Origin of the sequence: Luteimonas abyssi, from assembly GCF_001482195.1 — a bacterium.
Taxonomy (GTDB): Bacteria; Pseudomonadota; Gammaproteobacteria; order Xanthomonadales; family Xanthomonadaceae; genus Luteimonas; species Luteimonas abyssi.
Genome location: NZ_KQ759763.1, coordinates 2,261,173 through 2,278,274, shown reverse-complemented (window position 1 = coordinate 2,278,274; position 17,102 = coordinate 2,261,173). Strand labels below are relative to the sequence as shown.

Sequence of the window (17,102 nt, the reverse complement as noted above, 5' to 3'; positions counted from 1 at the left end):
CCGCACCCGACTATGCGCTCACCGAAGTCGGCCCGGGCGGCACGCTCGGCAGTGGCAACTACGCCGACGTGGGCGGGGCGTTCGGCTCGGTCAGCAGTTCGCTGGCCAACGTCGCCCAGGTGGCCGGCGAGCTCGACCGGTTGGCGGTGCGTTACGACGTGGATGTCGACGGCAACCTGGTCAACCGGGTCACCCTGACCGGGACGGGCAGCGGCGCACCGGTCGGCCTGGGCAATGTGGCCGCGGGTGCGGTGACCGCGGTCAGTGCCGATGCGGTCACCGGTGCGCAGCTGTACGGCGCGAACCTCGCGCTGGCCGGCTATCTCGGTGCAGGCGCCGGCCTGGATGCGGCCGGGAACGTCACCGCGCCCGACTACGTGCTCAACGAGGTCGGCGTCGACGGCACGCTCGGAAGCGGCAACTACGCCGATGTCGGAGGCGCGTTCGGCTCGGTCAGCACGTCGCTGGCCAACGTCACCCAGATCACCGGCGAACTGGATCGCCTGGCGGTGCGCTACGACGTGGACGCCGACGGCGAGCTGGTCAACCGGGTCACGCTGACCGGCGACGGCAGCGGGGCGCCGGTGGCGCTGGACAACGTGGCGGCGGGCGCGCTCACCGCGATCAGCGCTGAGGCGGTGACCGGCGCCCAGCTCTACGGCGCCAACCTCGCCCTGGCCGGGTATCTGGGTGGGGGCGCCGGGCTCGACGCCGCCGGCAACGTGACCGCGCCGACTTATGTCCTCAACGAGGTCGCCGCCGATGGCAGCCTCGGCTCCGGCAGCTATGCGGATGTGGGTGGCGCCTTCGATTCCGTCAGCGCGTCGCTGGCGAACGTGACCCAGGCGGCCGGCGAGCTCGACCGGTTGGCGGTGCGCTACGACGTGGACGCCGACGGCGAGATCCTCAACCGCGTCACCCTCGTCGGCGACAACACCGGTACCCCGGTGGTCGTGGACAACGTGGCGGCCGCTGCGGTCACCGCGACCAGTGCCGAGGCGGTGACCGGTGCGCAGCTGTACGGCGCCAACGTCGCCCTGGCGGGATACCTGGGCGGCGGCGCTTCGCTCGACGCGGACGGCAACGTGACCGCGCCGACCTACGTTCTCAACGAGGTCGCGGTCGACGGCAGTCTCGGGTCGGGCAGCTACGTCGACGTGGGCAGCGCGTTCGGTTCCGTCAGCGCGTCGCTGGCGAACGTGACCCAGACGGCCGGCGAGCTCGACCGGCGCGCCGTGCGCTACGACATCGATGCCGACGGCGAGATCGTCAACCGGGTCACCCTGACCGGCGACGGCAGCGGGGCGCCGGTGGCGCTGGACAACGTGGCGGCGGGCGCGCTCACCGCGATCAGCGCCGAGGCGGTGACCGGCGCGCAACTGTACGGCGCCAATCTCGTTCTGGCCGGCTATCTGGGCGGCGGCGCCAGCCTGGATGCCGACGGCAACGTGACCATGCCGACCTACGTCCTCAACGAGATCACCTCGACCGGCGGCACCACCACCGGCAGCTACACCGACGTCGGCGGTGCGCTCGACTCGCTGAGCCAGTCGCTGATCAACATCGACGGACGTACCGATGCCGTGGGCCGGCTTGCGGTGCGTTACGACGCCGATGCCGACGGCAATCCGCTCAACCAGGTGACGCTGCTGGGCGACGGGACCGGCGCGCCGGTGCGGCTCACCCAGCTCGCCGACGGTGCGATCACCGCGATCAGCACCGATGCTGTCAGCGGCGGCCAGTTGTTCGCCACCCACACCACGCTGGCGGGCTTCTTCGGCGGCACCACCGGTTTCGACGGCGATACCGGGCAATGGTCGGCGCCGGTGTTCAGCATCACCTCGGTGGCGCTCGACGGAGGCGTCAGCGCGACCGACTACGCGAATGTCACCGACGCGTTCGCCGCCGTGGATGCGTCGCTGGTGAACCTCAACCAGCGCATCGACCAGGGCGGCGGCCCCGGCACCGGCAGCCCGTACGTGCAGGTCAATTCCACCCAGGGTGCGGCGAGTGCCGTCGGCGCGGAAAGCGTGGCGATCGGACCGCAGGCGCGGGCTGAAGGCGACGGCAGCGTCGCGCTCGGCGACGGCGCGGTGGCCGTGGCCGACAACAGCATCGCGCTGGGCGCCGGGTCGCGGGCGGAGACCGGCGCGCAACAGGGCTACGACGGTGCATTCGTGGAGGCGGGAAGCAGCAACTCGGTCGGTGAGGTGTCGGTGGGATCGACCGGCGCGGAGCGCAAGATCACCAATGTGGCCGACGGCTCCGGCCGCTACGACGCGGTCAATGTCGGACAGCTGCAGGGTGGGGTGGACTACGCCATCGACCAGTCCCGCCAGTACACCGACCAGCAGATCAACAACATCAACAACGGCGGGTCGGGCATGTTCCGGGTCAACGACACGCTGGATCGCGGTAATCCGAGCGCGTCCGGCGACGACAGCGTGGCCGGCGGCGCGGGGGCGGTGGCCAGCGGTGGCAGTAGCACCGCACTGGGCAACGGCGCGCGTGCGGAGGGGGCCAACTCGGTCGCGCTGGGGGCCGGATCGGTGGCGACGCGGGACAACACGGTCTCGGTCGGCAGTGCCGGCAACGAGCGCCAGATCACCCACGTCGCCGATGCCAGCGATGCGCACGATGCGGTGAACCTGCGCCAGCTGCAGGCCTCCGAGCAGGGCTCGCTGCGCTACGACACCCGCTCGGACGGCAGTTCGGATTTCTCGAGCGTGACCCTGGGCGCGCCCGGCGGCAGTGCGCCGGTGCGGGTGCGCAACGTCGCCGCGGGCGTGGCCGGCACCGATGCGGTCAACCTCAACCAGCTCAACCAGGCCATGGATTGGTCGCGTCAGTACACCGACGACCGCTTCGATGCGGTGCAGGGCGATATCCGGCGTATCGACAACCGCGCTTCGGCCGGTGTGGCGGCGGCGATGGCGATGGCGAGCCTGCCGCAGCCCTACCTGCCCGGTCGCAGCATGATCTCGGTGGCCGGCGGCAGCTTCAACGGCGAGTCGAGCATGGCGGTGGGCATCGCCGGTGTCTCCGAGGGCGGACGCTGGATCTACCGCCTCAACGGGTCGGCGAACAGCCGTGGCGACGGCGGCGTGTCGGTCGGTGCCGGCTTCCAGTGGTGACAGGGGGCGGGGCAGGGTCGCGAGGCCCTGTCCCGTATCACGACGATTCGGGGGACATGACATGAGACAGGATCCGAAACAAGGGAAACTCTCGCGGCTGGGTGGTGCGTGCCTGCTCCTGGCCGCTTGCGTGCTGGCGGGTTGCGCATCCACATCCGGAACTGGCGGGTTTCCCGAGCAGGGTCGGGCGACGCCACGGGGCGGCACGTTCGTCGACGTGGACGATCTGCGCCAGCTGGGGCCTGGCATGAACAAGGGGCAGCTGCAGGCGCTGTTCGGTCCACCGCACTTCGGCGAGGGCATGTGGGGCGTGCGTCGCTGGGACTATCTGTTCAACCTGCGCCGCAATGGAGGCGAACCGCTGGTCTGCCAACTGGCCGTCGACTTCGATCGCGACCGCGCGACCGCGTACACCTGGTCGTCGCAGGCCTGCAGCGACTTGCTCGGACCGTCGGCGCCGCCTGCGCCGCCAGCGCCCGCACCGGTGCCGCTGGCCGAGCCCATCCGGTTGTCGGCGGACGCCTTGTTCGCCTTCGACAGTGCGGACCTGAGCGCGTCCGGGACGTCCGCGGTCGACGGGCTCCTGGCCCAGGTGCGATCCGCCAGCGATGTGCAGGACATCCTGGTGGTCGGTCACGCCGACCGTATCGGCGATGCCGACTACAACATGGCGCTGTCGCTACGGCGCGCGCAGGCGGTGGTGTCGCGGCTGGTGGCGGGTGGGGTACCGCATACCGCGATCGGCGCCGAAGGCCGCGGCCAACGCGAGCCGGTGGCGAACTGCGACCAGCGTGATCGACGTGCGTTGATCGAGTGCCTGGCCCCCGACCGGCGGGTGGAGATCTCGGGCACGGCGCGTCGTTGAGGGTCGGCTTCGAGTCGAGGCCGATCGCACGGCGCATCGAGGCGGGACGCCATCGCGGGTGGCACGGTCGAGGGGATCGGGCACGTGTAGCGCAGGTGTCCGGTGTGGAGCGGAGCGGGGGTCTTCCGGATGAGGCGGCATCCGGAACGTCGTGGGGCAGGCCCTCGGGCCTGCCCCATGTCGTTGATGCCCGGCGTGATGTCGCTCAGGCAAGGTCGAAGCGGTCCAGCTCCATCACCTTGTGCCATGCGGCGACGAAGTCGCGCACGAACTTCTCCTGGGCATCCGCACTCGCGTAGACCTCCGACAGTGCGCGCAGCACCGCATTCGCACCGAATACCAGATCGACACGGGTCGCGGTCCAGCGCGCCGCACCGGTGGCGCGGTCCCGGCCTTCGAACGCGTCGCGCGCGTCCGAGACCGGCGTCCACGCCGTCGCCATGTCGAGCAAATTGACGAAGAAGTCGTTGCTCAGCACACCGGGGCGATCGGTGAACGCGCCGTGCGCCGAACCGTCGTGGTTGGCGCCGAGCACGCGCAGGCCGCCGACGAGCACGGTCATCTCCGGTGCGGTCAGCGTGAGCAGCTGCGCGCGATCGACCAGCAGGTGTTCGGACGGAACCACCGAACGCGCCTTCTGATAGTTGCGGAAGCCGTCGGCGAACGGCTCCAGCGCGGCGAAGGACTCGACATCGGTCTGCTCCAGCGACGCGTCGGTCCGGCCCGGTGAGAACGGCACTTCGATGTCCACGCCCGCCTCGCGCGCGGCCTGCTCCACGGCCGCGCCGCCGGCCAGGACGATCAGGTCGGCCAGCGAGATCCTCTTGCCGCCGTGCTGCGCGCCATTGAAGTCGCCCTGGATGCGCTCGAGCGTGGCGAGCACGTCGCCCAGCTGCGCGGGCGCATTGACCGCCCAGTCCTTCTGCGGCGCCAGGCGGATACGCGCGCCGTTGGCGCCGCCGCGCTTGTCGGAGCCGCGGAAGGTCGAAGCCGACGCCCACGCCGTGGCCACCAGCTGCGACACCGCGAGGCCCGACGCCAGCACGCGCTTCTTCAGCGCCGCGACGTCGCCTGCATCCACCAGCGGGTGATCGACCTCGGGCAGCGGGTCCTGCCAGATCAGCACTTCTTCGGGCACTTCCGGGCCGAGGTAGCGTGCGCGCGGACCCATGTCGCGATGCGTCAGCTTGAACCACGCACGCGCGAAGGCGTCGGCGAACTGATCGGGGTGCTCGAGGAAGCGACGGGAGATCTTCTCGTAGGCCGGGTCGACGCGCAGCGACAGATCGGTGGTGAGCATGGTCGGACGACGCTTCTTCGACGCGTCGTGCGCATCGGGAATGATGGCGTCCGCGCCCTTGGCGACCCACTGGTGCGCGCCGGCGGGGCTCTTCTCCAGCTCCCATTCGAAGCCGAAGAGGTTTTCGAAGAAGTTGTTGCCCCACCGGGTCGGGGTGGTGGTCCAGGTCACTTCCAGGCCGCTGGTGATGGTGTCGGCGCCCTTGCCGGTGCCGAAGCGGTTGGCCCAGCCGAACCCCTGCGATTCGAGGTCGGCGCCTTCGGGTTCGGCGCCGACGTTGTCGGCCGGACCGGCCCCGTGGGTCTTGCCGAAGGTGTGGCCGCCGGCGATCAGGGCCACGGTCTCCTCGTCGTCCATCGCCATGCGGCCGAAGGTGTCGCGGATGTCGCGGGCGGCGAGCAGTGGATCCGGGTTGCCGTCCGGACCCTCGGGGTTCACGTAGATCAGGCCCATCTGCACCGCCGCCAGCGGGTTCTCCAGGCGTCGCGAATGCACATCGCCGTCGGCGTCGTCCTCCGATACCAGCACGCCGTGATCGGCGGGGGCGGGCACGCCTTCCGAGCCGTGGGCGTATCGCACGTCGCCGCCGAGCCAGGTGGTTTCCTTGCCCCAGTACACGTCGTTGTCCGGCTCCCAGGTGTCCGGCCGGCCGCCTGCGAAGCCGAAGGTCTTGAAGCCCATGGTTTCCAGCGCGACGTTGCCGGTGAGGATCATCAGGTCGGCCCAGGAGATGCTGCGGCCGTACTTCTGCTTGATCGGCCACAGCAGTCGGCGGGCCTTGTCCAGGCTGACGTTGTCGGGCCAGCTGTTGAGCGGCGCGAAGCGCTGCTGGCCGCGTCCGCCACCGCCGCGTCCGTCGCCGATGCGGTAGGTGCCCGCGCTGTGCCACGCCATGCGGATGAACAACGGGCCGTAATGACCGAAATCGGCCGGCCACCAGGGCTGCGAATCGGTCATCAGCGCCGCCAGGTCGCGCTTGACCGCGGCCAGGTCGAGGCGCCCGAAGGCGTCGGCGTAATCGAAGTCCTCGCCCATGGGATCGGAGCGGTTCGAATGCTGGTTCAGCAGGTCGAGCCGCAGTTGCTCCGGCCACCAGTCGCGGTTCGTGGTGCCGCCGCCGGCAGCGTGCTTGAAGGGACACTTGGCTTCGTTGGACATGTGCGGTCTGCCTTTTGGAATCAGGAGAAGGTCGGAAACCGGTCGCCGCGAACAGGCCGTCGAAGGCGACGTCGCGTGACGGAGAACCCGTGGTGGGGCGGGGAAAACGCGCGGAGAGCGGACGCTGCTCGCGCTCCGAGACTCGCCTCAGAGGCGCACTGCGGGAAGACGGGGTGGGCCGGCCGGCTCGTTTCCGCGGTGGGCCTCGACGGTGGCGACCGTCGGCGTCTCGAGCTGCTTGCACATGGCTGGCGTCCTTCCCGGGTGGTGTCGATTCAGGTTAGGCGGGGTGGATGAAGAAAAGGAAATCGATTGTTCTCTTCTATTTGATAGTTTTTGACTATCGTCAAATTCAGCCGCGGGCTCGGCGCGTCGGCGTAGGTTGGACACCATGTCGCCTGTCCGTCTTCCCGCTCGTCGATTCCGCGACCGGTCCTCCGCGTCGCCGTCCGGCCCACGTATCCGGTCGTCCGTGCCCATGTCGGCGCTGTTGCTGTCGTCCGTCGTCGTGCTGGCATCCGGGTCCGCGGCCCATGCGCAGGTGCACACCCCGGAGCCGATGCCGCGACAGGCCGAACAGGCGCAATGGCGGGATCCCCGGCCGACCGATCCGCCACCCGCGGTGCGACCGCGTGGCACCGATATCCGCGTGGACAACGCGCAGCGCAGACTCGATGCCCAGCGCGCCACGATGACGCGTGACCGCCAGCATGCCGATCGCCTGCGCGCGCTCGGCGCGCCGACGCCGGATCGACTGTCCGAGCTCGCGACCCAGCGGCAACAGCAGGCCGAGGCCCGGCAACGCGCGGGCCTGCAGCAGGAACGGGACGCCGCCGCCCGTGACGCCCGTCTGCGCGAGGGTCGTCAACCCGCGCGTCAGGCGACGCCCCGGCCCTGATCGTCCTGTGGGCGCCCGGCGCCTCGCGTCCCGCTCGAGGGCCCGGGCGTCGATGCGCGGCAGGCCCCCGGCGGCATCGAATGAGCGGAGGGCCTCACCGCGACCGGATGCACCGGCACCGGGTCAGGCGAGCGATTTCAGCCGGTACAGCGCCTCCAGCGCCTGCTTCGGCGTGAGGTCGTCCGGATCGAGCGCGGTCAGGGCTTCCAGGGCGGCCGATGGCGCCGCGGCGAACAACCCGTACTGGCGCGGCGAGTCCAGCGCGGGCGCCGACATCGTCGCGGACTGGCTTTCGCCGCCGCGTCGTTCGAGCTCGGCGAGACGTCGGCGCGCCTGCTCAAGCGTGGCGCGCGGCAAACCTGCCAGTGCGGCCACCTGCAGGCCGAAGCTGCGGTTGGCCGCACCCTCGCGCACCGCGTGCATGAACACCAGGCGGTCGTCGTGCTCCACGGCATCGAGATGCACGTTGGCGATGCCGCTGGCGCCGCCTTCGAACGATTCGTCGGCGAGCGCGGTCAATTCGAAGTAATGGGTGGCGAACAAGGTGTAGCTGCGGTTGCGGCCGGCCAGGTGCCGGGCCACCGCATCGGCCAGCGCCAGGCCGTCGTAGGTCGAGGTGCCGCGCCCGATCTCGTCCATCAGGACCAGCGATTGCGCCGTGGCGTGGTGGAGGATGTAGCTGGTCTCGGCCATCTCGACCATGAAGGTCGACTGCCCGCGGGCGAGGTCGTCGCCGGCGCCGATGCGGGTGAGGATGCGGTCGATCGGGCCGATGACCGCGCGCAGGGCGGGCACGAAGCTGCCGATGTGCGCGAGCAGCACGATCAGCGCGTTCTGCCGCATGTAGGTGCTCTTGCCGCCCATGTTGGGGCCGGTGATGACCAGCATGCGCCGGTCCGCATGCAGATCCAGGTCGTTGGGTTCGAACGGATCCTTGCGCACCGCCTCCACCACCGGATGGCGGCCGCGTTCGATACGCAGGCAGGGCGCCTGCTCGAGCTCCGGACGCGACCAGTCCAGCGCCTGCGCGCGTTCGGCGAAGCACGCCAGCACGTCGAGTTCGGCGAGGGCCGCCGCGCAGCGCTTGAGCGGTTCGAGCCGGGCGTTGAGGGCATCGAGCAACTGCTCGTACAGCAGCCGCTCGCGGGCGAGGGCCCGTTCGCGCGCCGACAGCACCTTGTCCTCGAACGCCTTGAGTTCCTCGGTGATGTAGCGCTCGGCGTTGGTCAGGGTCTGGCGGCGGGTGTAATGCACCGGCGCCTTCGCCGCCTGCGCCTTGCTGATCTCGATGTAGTAGCCGTGGACGCGGTTGTAGCCGAGTTTCAGCGTGGGAATGCCGCTGGCCTCGCGCTCGCGGGTTTCCAGGTCGACCAGGAACTGGTCGGCATTGGCCGACAACGCACGCAACTCGTCGAGCTCGGCGTCGTGGCCGCCGCCGAACACGCCGCCGTCGCGGGCCAGCACCGGTGGTTGTTCGACCAGTGCGGACGCGAGCAGGTGCGCTTCGGCATCGTGTTCGCCGAGGGCGTCGGCCAGCGCCTGCAGCCGGGGCGCGTCCAGCGTCCCGAGCAGGCCGCGCAGGTCCGGCAGCATGCCCAGGCCGTCGCGCAGGGTGGACAGGTCGCGCGGACGCGCCGAGCGTAGGGCGATCCGCGACAGGATCCGCTCCAGATCGCCGACCGCACGGAAACGTTCGCGCAGGTCGGTGTCCGCGCCGCGATCGATCAGCGTCGCCACCGCCTGGTGGCGGTGTCCGAGGACCGCATGGTCGCGCAGCGGTCGGTGCAGCCAGCGGCGCAGCAGGCGGCCGCCCATCGGGGTCACCGTGCTGTCGAGCACGCCCAGCATGGTGTGGCGCTGTTCGCCGTCCACGCGTGTATCCAGTTCCAGGTGGCGGCGTGTGGCGGCGTTCATCGCGATCGCGCCGTCGCCGGTCTCCACCGCGATCGACGTCAGATGCGGCAAGCGCTGCTTCTGGGTTTCCTCCACGTAGCCCAGCAGGGCGCCGGCCGCGGCAGTGGCCAGCGGACGGTCCTCCAGGCCGAAGCCGGTGAGGTCGTGCAGGCCGAAGAACTGCAACAGCTGGCGTCGGCCGCTGTCGGCATCGAACAGCCACGGCGCGCGGCGGCGCAGGCCCCGCCGTTCGCCGAGAAAGACCGGCCAGCCGTCCTCGTCGGGCATCAGGAGTTCGGCCGGCTCCAGTCGCGCGAGTTCGGCTTCCAGCTGATCCTCGCTGGCGACCTCGTTGACCAGAAAGCGGCCGCCGGCCAGGTCGGCCCAGGCCAGGCCGTAGCCGTTGCGCCCGCGCGCGACCGCCAACAGCAGGGTGTCGCGGCGTTCGTCGAGCAGCGCCTCGTCGGTGACCGTGCCCGGGGTGACGATGCGCACCACCTTGCGCTCCACCAGCCCCTTGCTGGCGGCGGGGTCGCCGATCTGCTCGCAGATCGCCACCGATTCGCCCAGCGCGACCAGCCGGGCCAGGTAGCCCTCGGCCGCATGGTGCGGCACGCCGGCCATCGGGATCGGCGCGCCGCCCGAGCTGCCGCGCTGGGTCAGGGTGATGTCGAGCAGGCGCGCGGCCTTGCGCGCGTCGTCGTAGAACAGCTCGTAGAAGTCGCCCATCCGGAAGAACAGCAGCACATCGGGGTGCTCCGCCTTGGCGGCGAAGAACTGTTTCATCAGGGGGGTGTGTTCCGGAGCTCCCTTGCCGGGCGTTGCGTTTTTCGTCGAATCGGTAGCTTGCAAGGGTTCGGTCCTCATTGCGGTGGCGAGCGATGCCGGAGGCGGCGGCATGTCGGTGGGGGGCCGGGGAAGCGTCACGCGGCACGGATGCGCCGTGTCGCAGCCGAAGTGGTCGGACCCACATCGCCGCGCCAGGGGCGTCCGGACAAGTCTAGTGGGTCTCGCCGCCGACCGGCCCCCTTTCGATGGCCGGTCGCCCGGCGGAGCAGGAGAACCGTGGTGCGGGTCCGGTGCCGGTGGCGGTCCGGCCGTCCATGGCGGCGCGGATCGTCCGAGCCCGTCTCCGCGTTCATCGCGAGGCCGGTGTGCCTGGTGCCGGTCGTGCTCGCCTCGACGCCGGTGGGTGGACGGGCGATGTAGACCTAGGCTGCAGGCGCCTGTCGCCGGGCGTGCGGCATCGCCGACACATCCCAGAGGCCCATCACCTGCGTGATGGCCGCCTCCATCGCCTGGAGGCCGACGCCGTCGCGGGCCAGGGTGGACAGGCCGATCAGGAAACTGTCGAAGACGGTGCTCAGGGCCCGTGGATCGACATCCTGCCGGAGTTCGCCGCGCTCGATGGCCCGCTCGATGCAGGCCCTGATGCCGGCGCGGGTGCGCGACCGCGAACGGGTCAGCGGTGTCGTCACGGCGGAGAACTCGGGGGAGGGCGCGCTCATCACGCCGAGGCCGACCATGCAGCCTTTGGGGTGCCCGCGTTCGCACTGCATCCGGGCCGAGCGACGCAACGCCAGTTCGAGCGCCTGACGCGGGGCGAGTGCCGTATCCCTCAGGCACTCGGTGACTTTCGCGTAGGTGCTCAGGTAGAGCGTCATGCACTCGCGATAGAGCGCTTCCTTCGAGCCGAAGGCCGCGTAGAAGCTGGGCGCAGAAATGCCGCCGCCGATGGCGGCCTTCAACTGGCTGAGCGATGTGGATTCGTAGCCCTGTTCCCAGAACAGATGCAGGGCCTGCGCGACCGCGGCGTCGCGGTCGAACGTGCGAGGTCTGCCCATCTGCTTCATGACGTACTCCCGAGGCCACATAAAGACTAGTCGATACAAATGTGGTTGACAATCTCCGCGGCCGGACGATAATTTTGTATCGTTCGGTATGTATATTGAAAGCAGAGGGCGCGGGCCTCTCTGCCCGGCACGGTCCGACGCGTCGTCTGGAGTGCGCGGCGGGCGGCAGGTCGGTTGCGCTGTTCCCCCTCATTTCCCTCTGTCTCCCGGCTATTGGAAGGCATCGGACTCGTTCCCGAAAATATGTACCTATCGGTACATATTGAGGGGCCGGCGGCTCCCAGCTGAACTTTCCCCTCTACCAGGAACCATCGACCTTGAAAGCCAGACACTCTTCGAGCCCGGCGATGACGGCGCAGCAGGCCACCGCCGGGCACATGCCGCATGCGGCCCTGCTGGCACTGGCCATGACCGGATTCATCTGCATCGTCACCGAAACCCTGCCGGCAGGACTGCTGCCGCAACTGTCCGAAGGGCTCGCCGTGAGCCCCGCGCTGGCGGGACAGACGATCACCGCCTATGCGCTCGGGTCGGTGCTGGCGGCCATCCCGTTGACCATCGCCACCCGTGGCTGGCGGCGGCGCACTGTGCTGCTGCTCACCATCGTCGGATTCCTGCTGTTCAATTCGATCACCGCGCTGTCGTCGAGCTACTGGCTCACCTTGGGCGCGCGCTTCTTCGCCGGTGTCGCGGCGGGGCTGGCCTGGAGTCTGCTGGCGGGTTACGCGAGACGCATGGTGCAGCCGCATCAGCAGGGACGGGCGATGGCGATCGCGATGATCGGCACGCCCGTCGCGTTGTCGCTGGGCGTGCCGCTGGGGACCTGGCTGGGCGGTGCGCTGGGTTGGCGAAGCGCGTTCGGCCTCATGTCGGTGCTGACCCTGGCATTGATCGTCTGGGTGCTGGCCAAGGTGCCCGATTATCCCGGGCAGGCCGGACGCGAACGCCACGGTGCTGGCCTGCCTGGCCGCGTTCTTCGCCGTGTCCCTGCTGTTCGCCTGGCTGGCGACCGTGCCCGCCGCCGTCTACATCGGCGTCGCGGTGTGGGGCGCGAGTTTCGGCGGTGCCGCGACCCTGCTGCAGACCGCGCTGGCCGATACCGCCGGCGACGGCGCCGACGTCGCACTGTCGATGAACGTGGTGGCGTGGAACAGCGTGATCGCCGCCGGCGGGGTGCTGGGTGGCGTGCTGCTCGAGCGCTGGGGCGCCCAGACTTTTCCGTGGGCGTCGACCGTGCTGCTGGCGATCGGACTTCTCATCGTGCGCTCAGCCCGAACGCACGGTTTCCCGCCAGGTCCGCGGAGGTATGCCGCCGGTGCCTGAGCGCATGCCGCATCGATCCGGATGCGGTGTTTTCCCTCCCCCTAAAGGACGCCAACGTCATGTTTCGAACGTGTTTCCATGCCTTCCTTCTCGGTGCCGTGTTGATTCCGGGTGCGTGCGCGTTCGCCGCCGACGAGTTCCCGTTGCCCGAGGGGTTCACCAGCGGCTACCGGACCATCGACGGCGTCGATCTCCACTACGTCAAGGGCGGCTCCGGACCCCTGGTCTACCTGGTGCATGGCTTCGGACAGACCTGGTACGAGTGGCACCAATTGATGCCTGCACTCGCCGAGCGCTTCACCGTGGTCGCGCCGGATCTACCCGGGCTCGGGCAGTCGTCTGTGCCGCCGTCGTATCGCGCCACCGACATCGCCCCGCTGCTGCACGCACTTGCGTTGCAGTTCAGCGGGGGCGAACGGTTCGATCTGGTCGCGCACGATATCGGCATCTGGAACACCTATCCGATGCTCGTGCAGCATCAGGGCGACATTCGCCGCGTGATCTACATGGAGGCGCCGATCCCGGACGAGAGCATCTACACGTTCCCGGCGTTCACCGCGCAGGGCGAATCTCTGGTGTGGCACTTCAGCTTCTTCGCCGCGGAAGGGCGGCTGGCCGAGACGCTGGTGGCCGGCAACGAGCGGATGTTCTTCGAGCACTTCATCAAGGAGCACGCCACCAACAAGGATGTGTTCACGCCCGAACTGCTCGATCTCTACGCCGCGTCCTACGCCAAGCCGCACAGTCTCAATGCCGCGTTCGAGTATTACCGGGTGCTCAACCAGGGCGTGCAGGACAACCTGGTGCTCGCGCAGACCCGCGTCACGATCCCGGCGCTGGCCATCGGCGGCGGCGGACACGGGGGCATGGGGCAGTTCCAGGTCGACCAGATGCGGCGCTATGCGAGCGACGTCACCGGTCTCGTGCTGCCAGGGTGCGGTCACTGGTTGCCCGAGGAGTGCGTCGAGCCGCTGAATGCCGCCGTCCTGGAGTTCCTGGGCGCTGCCGAGTCCTCCGCCCGCTAGCGGCGCCGCGTGCGAATCCCCCGGGCGGGCGTGCACGAGCCACGGTATGCACGGCGGTGCCCGGGTACGTCGCATGCAGGGCCGGAGGTCTCGAGACCGGCGGCGGGCGCGGCCGGGGCTGCTGCGGCGCAGCAGCGGAGGCGCCGCCGATTCTGCGCATACGCAACCGTTCGGAGTTGTGCTAGCGTCCGCCGCAGGGCACGCCGCGCGTGCCGGATCGTGTCCCCCACGCCGATCCGGCCCGTGCATCCGACAGGGGAGCTGTCGTCGGAGCACGTGGGGCGTCCCGGCACGGCCGCGTCGCGGCCGTCGCATCCAATTCAGAAGGGTCAGGGGGACGCCATGCATTCGATTTGCCCGCAACGCAAGCTGTTGACGGCCGCCGTGGTGGCGGCGCTCGCGTCGTTCCATCCGCTGCAGGCTCTCGCCGAGGATGTCCTCGACGACACTGCCGCCGTCTCGGCGCCTGCCGCGGTGGTCGCGGGCGGCCAGGCCGCCGCGGCCGCTTCGCGCGACGAGCCCACCACGCTGTCGGGGCTGGTGGTGACCGCGCAGAAGCGCGAGGAGGCGTTGCAGGACGTGCCGATCGTCATCAACGTGCTGCCCGAGCAACTGCTGCAGGATGCCGGCGTGCGCGACATCAAGGACATGCAGGTCCTGGTGCCCGGCCTGACCGTGACCAGCACGCAGTCCGCGGCGCAGACCACTGCGCGCATCCGCGGCATCGGTACCGTCGGTGACAACCCCGGTCTCGAGTCCTCGGTCGGCATCGTGATCGACGGCGTCTACCGGGCGCGCAACAGCGTCGGGTTCGGCGATCTCGGCGAGATGGAGCGCATCGAAGTGCTCAAGGGCCCGCAGGGCACGGTGTTCGGCAAGAACACCTCGGCCGGCGTGATCAACGTGGTCACCCGGCGGCCGAGCTTCACCCAGGCAGTGGAAGGCGAGGTGACCGTGGGCAACTACGGCCTCGTCGGCGTGTCCGGCTCGTACAACGATGCCTTGGGTGAGAACGCCGCGTTCCGCATCTTCGCGACCAAGCGCAAGCGCGACGGCGTGGACGATGTGTTCACCGCCAACGGCCCGCGCCGGGAGACCGACGATGGCGACCAGAACTATCACGGCCTGCGCGGCCAGTTGCTGTTCGAGCCGACCTCCAACCTCGAGATCAACTTCATTGCCGACTACACCAGCCGCGAGGAGAACTGCTGCGTCACCGTGACGACCCATCGTGGCCCGACCGCGGCGATCATCGATGCGCTCACGCCCGGGGGCGTCGGTGTGATTCCGGTGCCGGACCCGGACCGCCGGCTGGCCTACGCCAACCGCACCACCGAGCAGGACATCAAGGACAAGGGCGTGTCCATGGAGGTCAACTGGACCACGCCCTGGGCCAACGACGCGGTGCTGACCTCGATCACCGCCTTCCGCGAATGGGATGCGATCACCAGCATCGACTTCGACTACACCGCAGCCGACATCCTCTACCGCCCGCCGCAGGAAGACGCCTCGCTGGCGGCGTTCGAGACCTTCAGCCAGGAACTGCGCTTCACCGGCTCCACGGACCGACTGGACTGGATGGTCGGCATGTTCTATTCCGATGAAGACCTCAGCCGCAACGATTCCTATTACTTCGGTTCGGCCTACGAGCCGTACCTGTCGACCCTGGTCGGCAGCCAGGTGCTCGGCGGCCTGTCGGCCGCGGTCGGGCAGTTGCCGCCCGAGCTGGGCCTGAGCGTGAACACCGCCAACCCGGCGACGTTCCTGTCCGAGGCCACCGGGCGGCCGTTCGGGACCAATTTCACCGGCGTGGGCGCACTCGACCGCTATGCGCAGAACGCCAAGAGCGCGGCGCTGTTCACCAACAACACGTTCCACGCCACCGACGATCTCGCGATCACCCTCGGCCTGCGCTACACCCGCGAGAAGAAGACGCTGGATTCGCGCTTCACCAATCCCAACGGCAGTGTCGCCTGCGGTACGGCGCTCGCCGATCCGCTGGCCAGCATCGGCGGGGCGATGATCGGGCGCGTGGACGGCTTCGCCAATCTGCCGCCGGCGCTGCAGCAACAGTTGCTGGCCCAGGTGCTGCCGCAGCTGCAGCCCGCGATCCAGCAGGTCGCCGGTTTCATGTGCCTGCCCTGGGCCAACGCCCTGCACAACGGCCGCGAGACCCGGCAGGAGCGGACCGAGCGCGAGTGGTCGGGCACCCTGAAGGTGGCCTACGACTGGTCGGACGACGTGATGGGCTACGTCTCGGCGGCGCGCGGCTACAAGGCGGGCGGCTTCAACCTCGATCGCGTGCAGTCGTCCAACGGCCAGTCGAGCGGTGTGGACGGTATCCTCCCGGTGGACGACACCGCGTTCTCCGGCGAGTTCGTGGACAGCTACGAAATCGGCCTCAAGACCACCTGGGCGGGCGGCAACCTGCTGTTCAACAGTGCGCTGTTCTACCAGGAGTACGAGGACTTCCAGCTCAACAGCTTCCTCGGCACCGCGTTCGTGGTGCGCTCCATTCCCAAGGTCACCTCGCGCGGCATCGACGCCGAGGTGCTTTGGCAGACCGGCCTGCCCGGGCTGATGGTGCAGGGCGGCCTCACCTACGCCGAGACCGAATACGGCAACGATCCGTTGCCCGACCGCGATCTGATCCTGCTGCCCGGCAACCAGATGAGCTTCGCGCCGAAGTGGTCGGGCAATGCCTCGGTCACCTACGACTGGGACATCGGCAGCAACCTGCTGGGCCGTTTCAACGTCGGCGCCAAGTACATGTCCGAGTACAACACCGGCTCCGATCTCGATCCGGAAAAGCTGCAGGACGGCTACACCCTGGTCAACGCGCGCGTCGGATTCGGTCGCCAGGACCAACGCTGGATGCTGGAGTTCTGGGGCCAGAACCTCACCGACGAGACCTACCGGCAGGTCGGCATCGACGCGCCGATCCAGGCCGGCTCGTGGAATGCCTTCCTGGGTGCGCCGCGTACCTACGGCATGACCCTGCGCATGCGGTACTGAGAGAACGATCGCCTTCGGACCGGGGAGGGGAGCCGCGATCCGGCTCCCCGCATGCACGATCCGCACGCACACAGACTTGTCCATCCGGATCGGCTACAAAATAGGGCCTCGTCCCCGCCGATCCTGTCCGCATGTCCTCCACGCCCGACGACACCGCGCTCGAAGCGCTCGCCACCGCCACCGGCCGGCATCTGCTGGCCGCGCGCGACATGCTGGTGACGGCCGAGAGCTGCACCGGCGGCTGGATCGCCAAGGTCATGACCGATGTCGCGGGCTCGTCGGCCTGGTTCGACTGCGGGCTGGCGGTCTACAGCTACGAAGCCAAGCAGGCACTGCTGGGCGTGCGTCCGCAGACCCTGGAGGCGGAAGGCGCCGTCAGCCGCGATACCGCGATCGAGATGGTCGCCGGCGCGCTGGTGCGCTCCGGGGCCAGCGTGGCGGTTGCGGTGACCGGCATTGCCGGGCCCGGCGGTGGGACCGACGACAAGCCTGTCGGCACGGTGTGGATCGCCTGGAAACGACGCGGCGGCTACCCGCGTGCCGAACTGTTCCATTTCGAGGGCGATCGCGATGCGGTGCGGCGACAGACCGTCGCCGCCGCGCTGCGCGGCCTGGAGGTCCTGTGAGTCCGGCGACGG

At 69.4% G+C, this 17,102-nt stretch carries 10 protein-coding genes and 1 pseudogene; 8 read left to right on the top strand and 3 right to left on the bottom strand.

Annotated elements, in window-relative coordinates:
* Both RG19_RS17245 and RG19_RS09580 read left to right on the top strand, forming a co-directional pair.
* Positions 1–3,134, top strand: a 3,134-nt coding sequence (locus RG19_RS17245) for a YadA family autotransporter adhesin (RefSeq protein ID WP_202905329.1), incomplete at its 5' end; no start/stop codon positions are given.
* Between the two features lie 61 nt (positions 3,135–3,195).
* Complete coding sequence (locus RG19_RS09580) at positions 3,196–3,999, top strand: OmpA family protein (RefSeq protein ID WP_058835080.1); 804 nt, start codon at positions 3,196–3,198, stop codon at positions 3,997–3,999.
* A gap of 205 nt (positions 4,000–4,204) precedes the next feature.
* Here the strand turns inward: RG19_RS09580 and katG are convergent, their stop codons facing one another.
* Entirely contained in the window at positions 4,205–6,457 is a 2,253-nt protein-coding gene (katG, locus tag RG19_RS09575; RefSeq protein WP_058835079.1) for a catalase/peroxidase HPI, read from the bottom strand.
* 478 nt (positions 6,458–6,935) lie between these two features.
* Here katG and RG19_RS09570 point away from each other — a divergent pair, with 478 nt between their 5' ends.
* Positions 6,936–7,355 carry a hypothetical protein gene (locus RG19_RS09570; protein WP_058835078.1) on the top strand — a complete coding sequence of 140 codons (420 nt, stop codon included), beginning with the start codon at positions 6,936–6,938 and terminating at the stop codon, positions 7,353–7,355.
* Between the two features lie 123 nt (positions 7,356–7,478).
* Here the strand turns inward: RG19_RS09570 and mutS are convergent, their stop codons facing one another.
* The gene (gene mutS, locus RG19_RS09565) at positions 7,479–10,115 is read right to left on the bottom strand and encodes a DNA mismatch repair protein MutS (RefSeq protein WP_425599693.1); all 2,637 of its coding nucleotides are present in this window, start codon (positions 10,113–10,115) and stop codon (positions 7,479–7,481) included.
* Between the two features lie 344 nt (positions 10,116–10,459).
* The gene (locus RG19_RS09560) at positions 10,460–11,101 is read right to left on the bottom strand and encodes a TetR/AcrR family transcriptional regulator (RefSeq protein WP_058835076.1); all 642 of its coding nucleotides are present in this window, start codon (positions 11,099–11,101) and stop codon (positions 10,460–10,462) included.
* A 347-nt stretch (positions 11,102–11,448) separates the two neighbouring features.
* Here RG19_RS09560 and RG19_RS18515 point away from each other — a divergent pair.
* The 5 genes and pseudogenes from RG19_RS18515 to RG19_RS09540 form a co-directional block, all read left to right on the top strand.
* Positions 11,449–12,030 (top strand): annotated as a pseudogene (locus tag RG19_RS18515) (MFS transporter); the annotation flags it as partial.
* A gap of 22 nt (positions 12,031–12,052) precedes the next feature.
* Positions 12,053–12,424 (top strand): MFS transporter, encoded by a 372-nt coding sequence (locus tag RG19_RS18230; RefSeq protein WP_238376710.1) that lies wholly within the window; start codon positions 12,053–12,055, stop codon positions 12,422–12,424.
* 59 nt (positions 12,425–12,483) lie between these two features.
* Positions 12,484–13,449 carry an alpha/beta fold hydrolase gene (locus RG19_RS09550; RefSeq protein WP_058835075.1) on the top strand — a complete coding sequence of 322 codons (966 nt, stop codon included), beginning with the start codon at positions 12,484–12,486 and terminating at the stop codon, positions 13,447–13,449.
* Between the two features lie 342 nt (positions 13,450–13,791).
* Positions 13,792–16,464, top strand: coding sequence for a TonB-dependent receptor (locus RG19_RS09545; protein ID WP_082672583.1), 2,673 nt, complete (start codon positions 13,792–13,794; stop codon positions 16,462–16,464).
* Between the two features lie 131 nt (positions 16,465–16,595).
* On the top strand, positions 16,596–17,090 hold the full coding sequence (locus tag RG19_RS09540) for a CinA family protein (RefSeq protein ID WP_058835074.1): 495 nt from the start codon (positions 16,596–16,598) through the stop codon (positions 17,088–17,090).
* The last annotated feature ends 12 nt before the right edge of the window (positions 17,091–17,102 follow it).

What these genes read in the sequence shown, in the direction of transcription:
- RG19_RS09580 (WP_058835080.1), top strand. Translation starts at nt 3,196, where the DNA reads ATGAGACAGGATCCGAAACAAGGGAAACTCTCGCGGCTGGGTGGTGCG.
- katG (WP_058835079.1), bottom strand. Translation starts at nt 6,457, where the DNA reads ATGTCCAACGAAGCCAAGTGTCCCTTCAAGCACGCTGCCGGCGGCGGC.
- RG19_RS09570 (WP_058835078.1), top strand. Translation starts at nt 6,936, where the DNA reads ATGTCGGCGCTGTTGCTGTCGTCCGTCGTCGTGCTGGCATCCGGGTCC.
- mutS (WP_425599693.1), bottom strand. Translation starts at nt 10,115, where the DNA reads ATGAGGACCGAACCCTTGCAAGCTACCGATTCGACGAAAAACGCAACG.
- RG19_RS09560 (WP_058835076.1), bottom strand. Translation starts at nt 11,101, where the DNA reads ATGAAGCAGATGGGCAGACCTCGCACGTTCGACCGCGACGCCGCGGTC.
- RG19_RS09550 (WP_058835075.1), top strand. Translation starts at nt 12,484, where the DNA reads ATGTTTCGAACGTGTTTCCATGCCTTCCTTCTCGGTGCCGTGTTGATT.
- RG19_RS09545 (WP_082672583.1), top strand. Translation starts at nt 13,792, where the DNA reads ATGCATTCGATTTGCCCGCAACGCAAGCTGTTGACGGCCGCCGTGGTG.
- RG19_RS09540 (WP_058835074.1), top strand. Translation starts at nt 16,596, where the DNA reads ATGTCCTCCACGCCCGACGACACCGCGCTCGAAGCGCTCGCCACCGCC.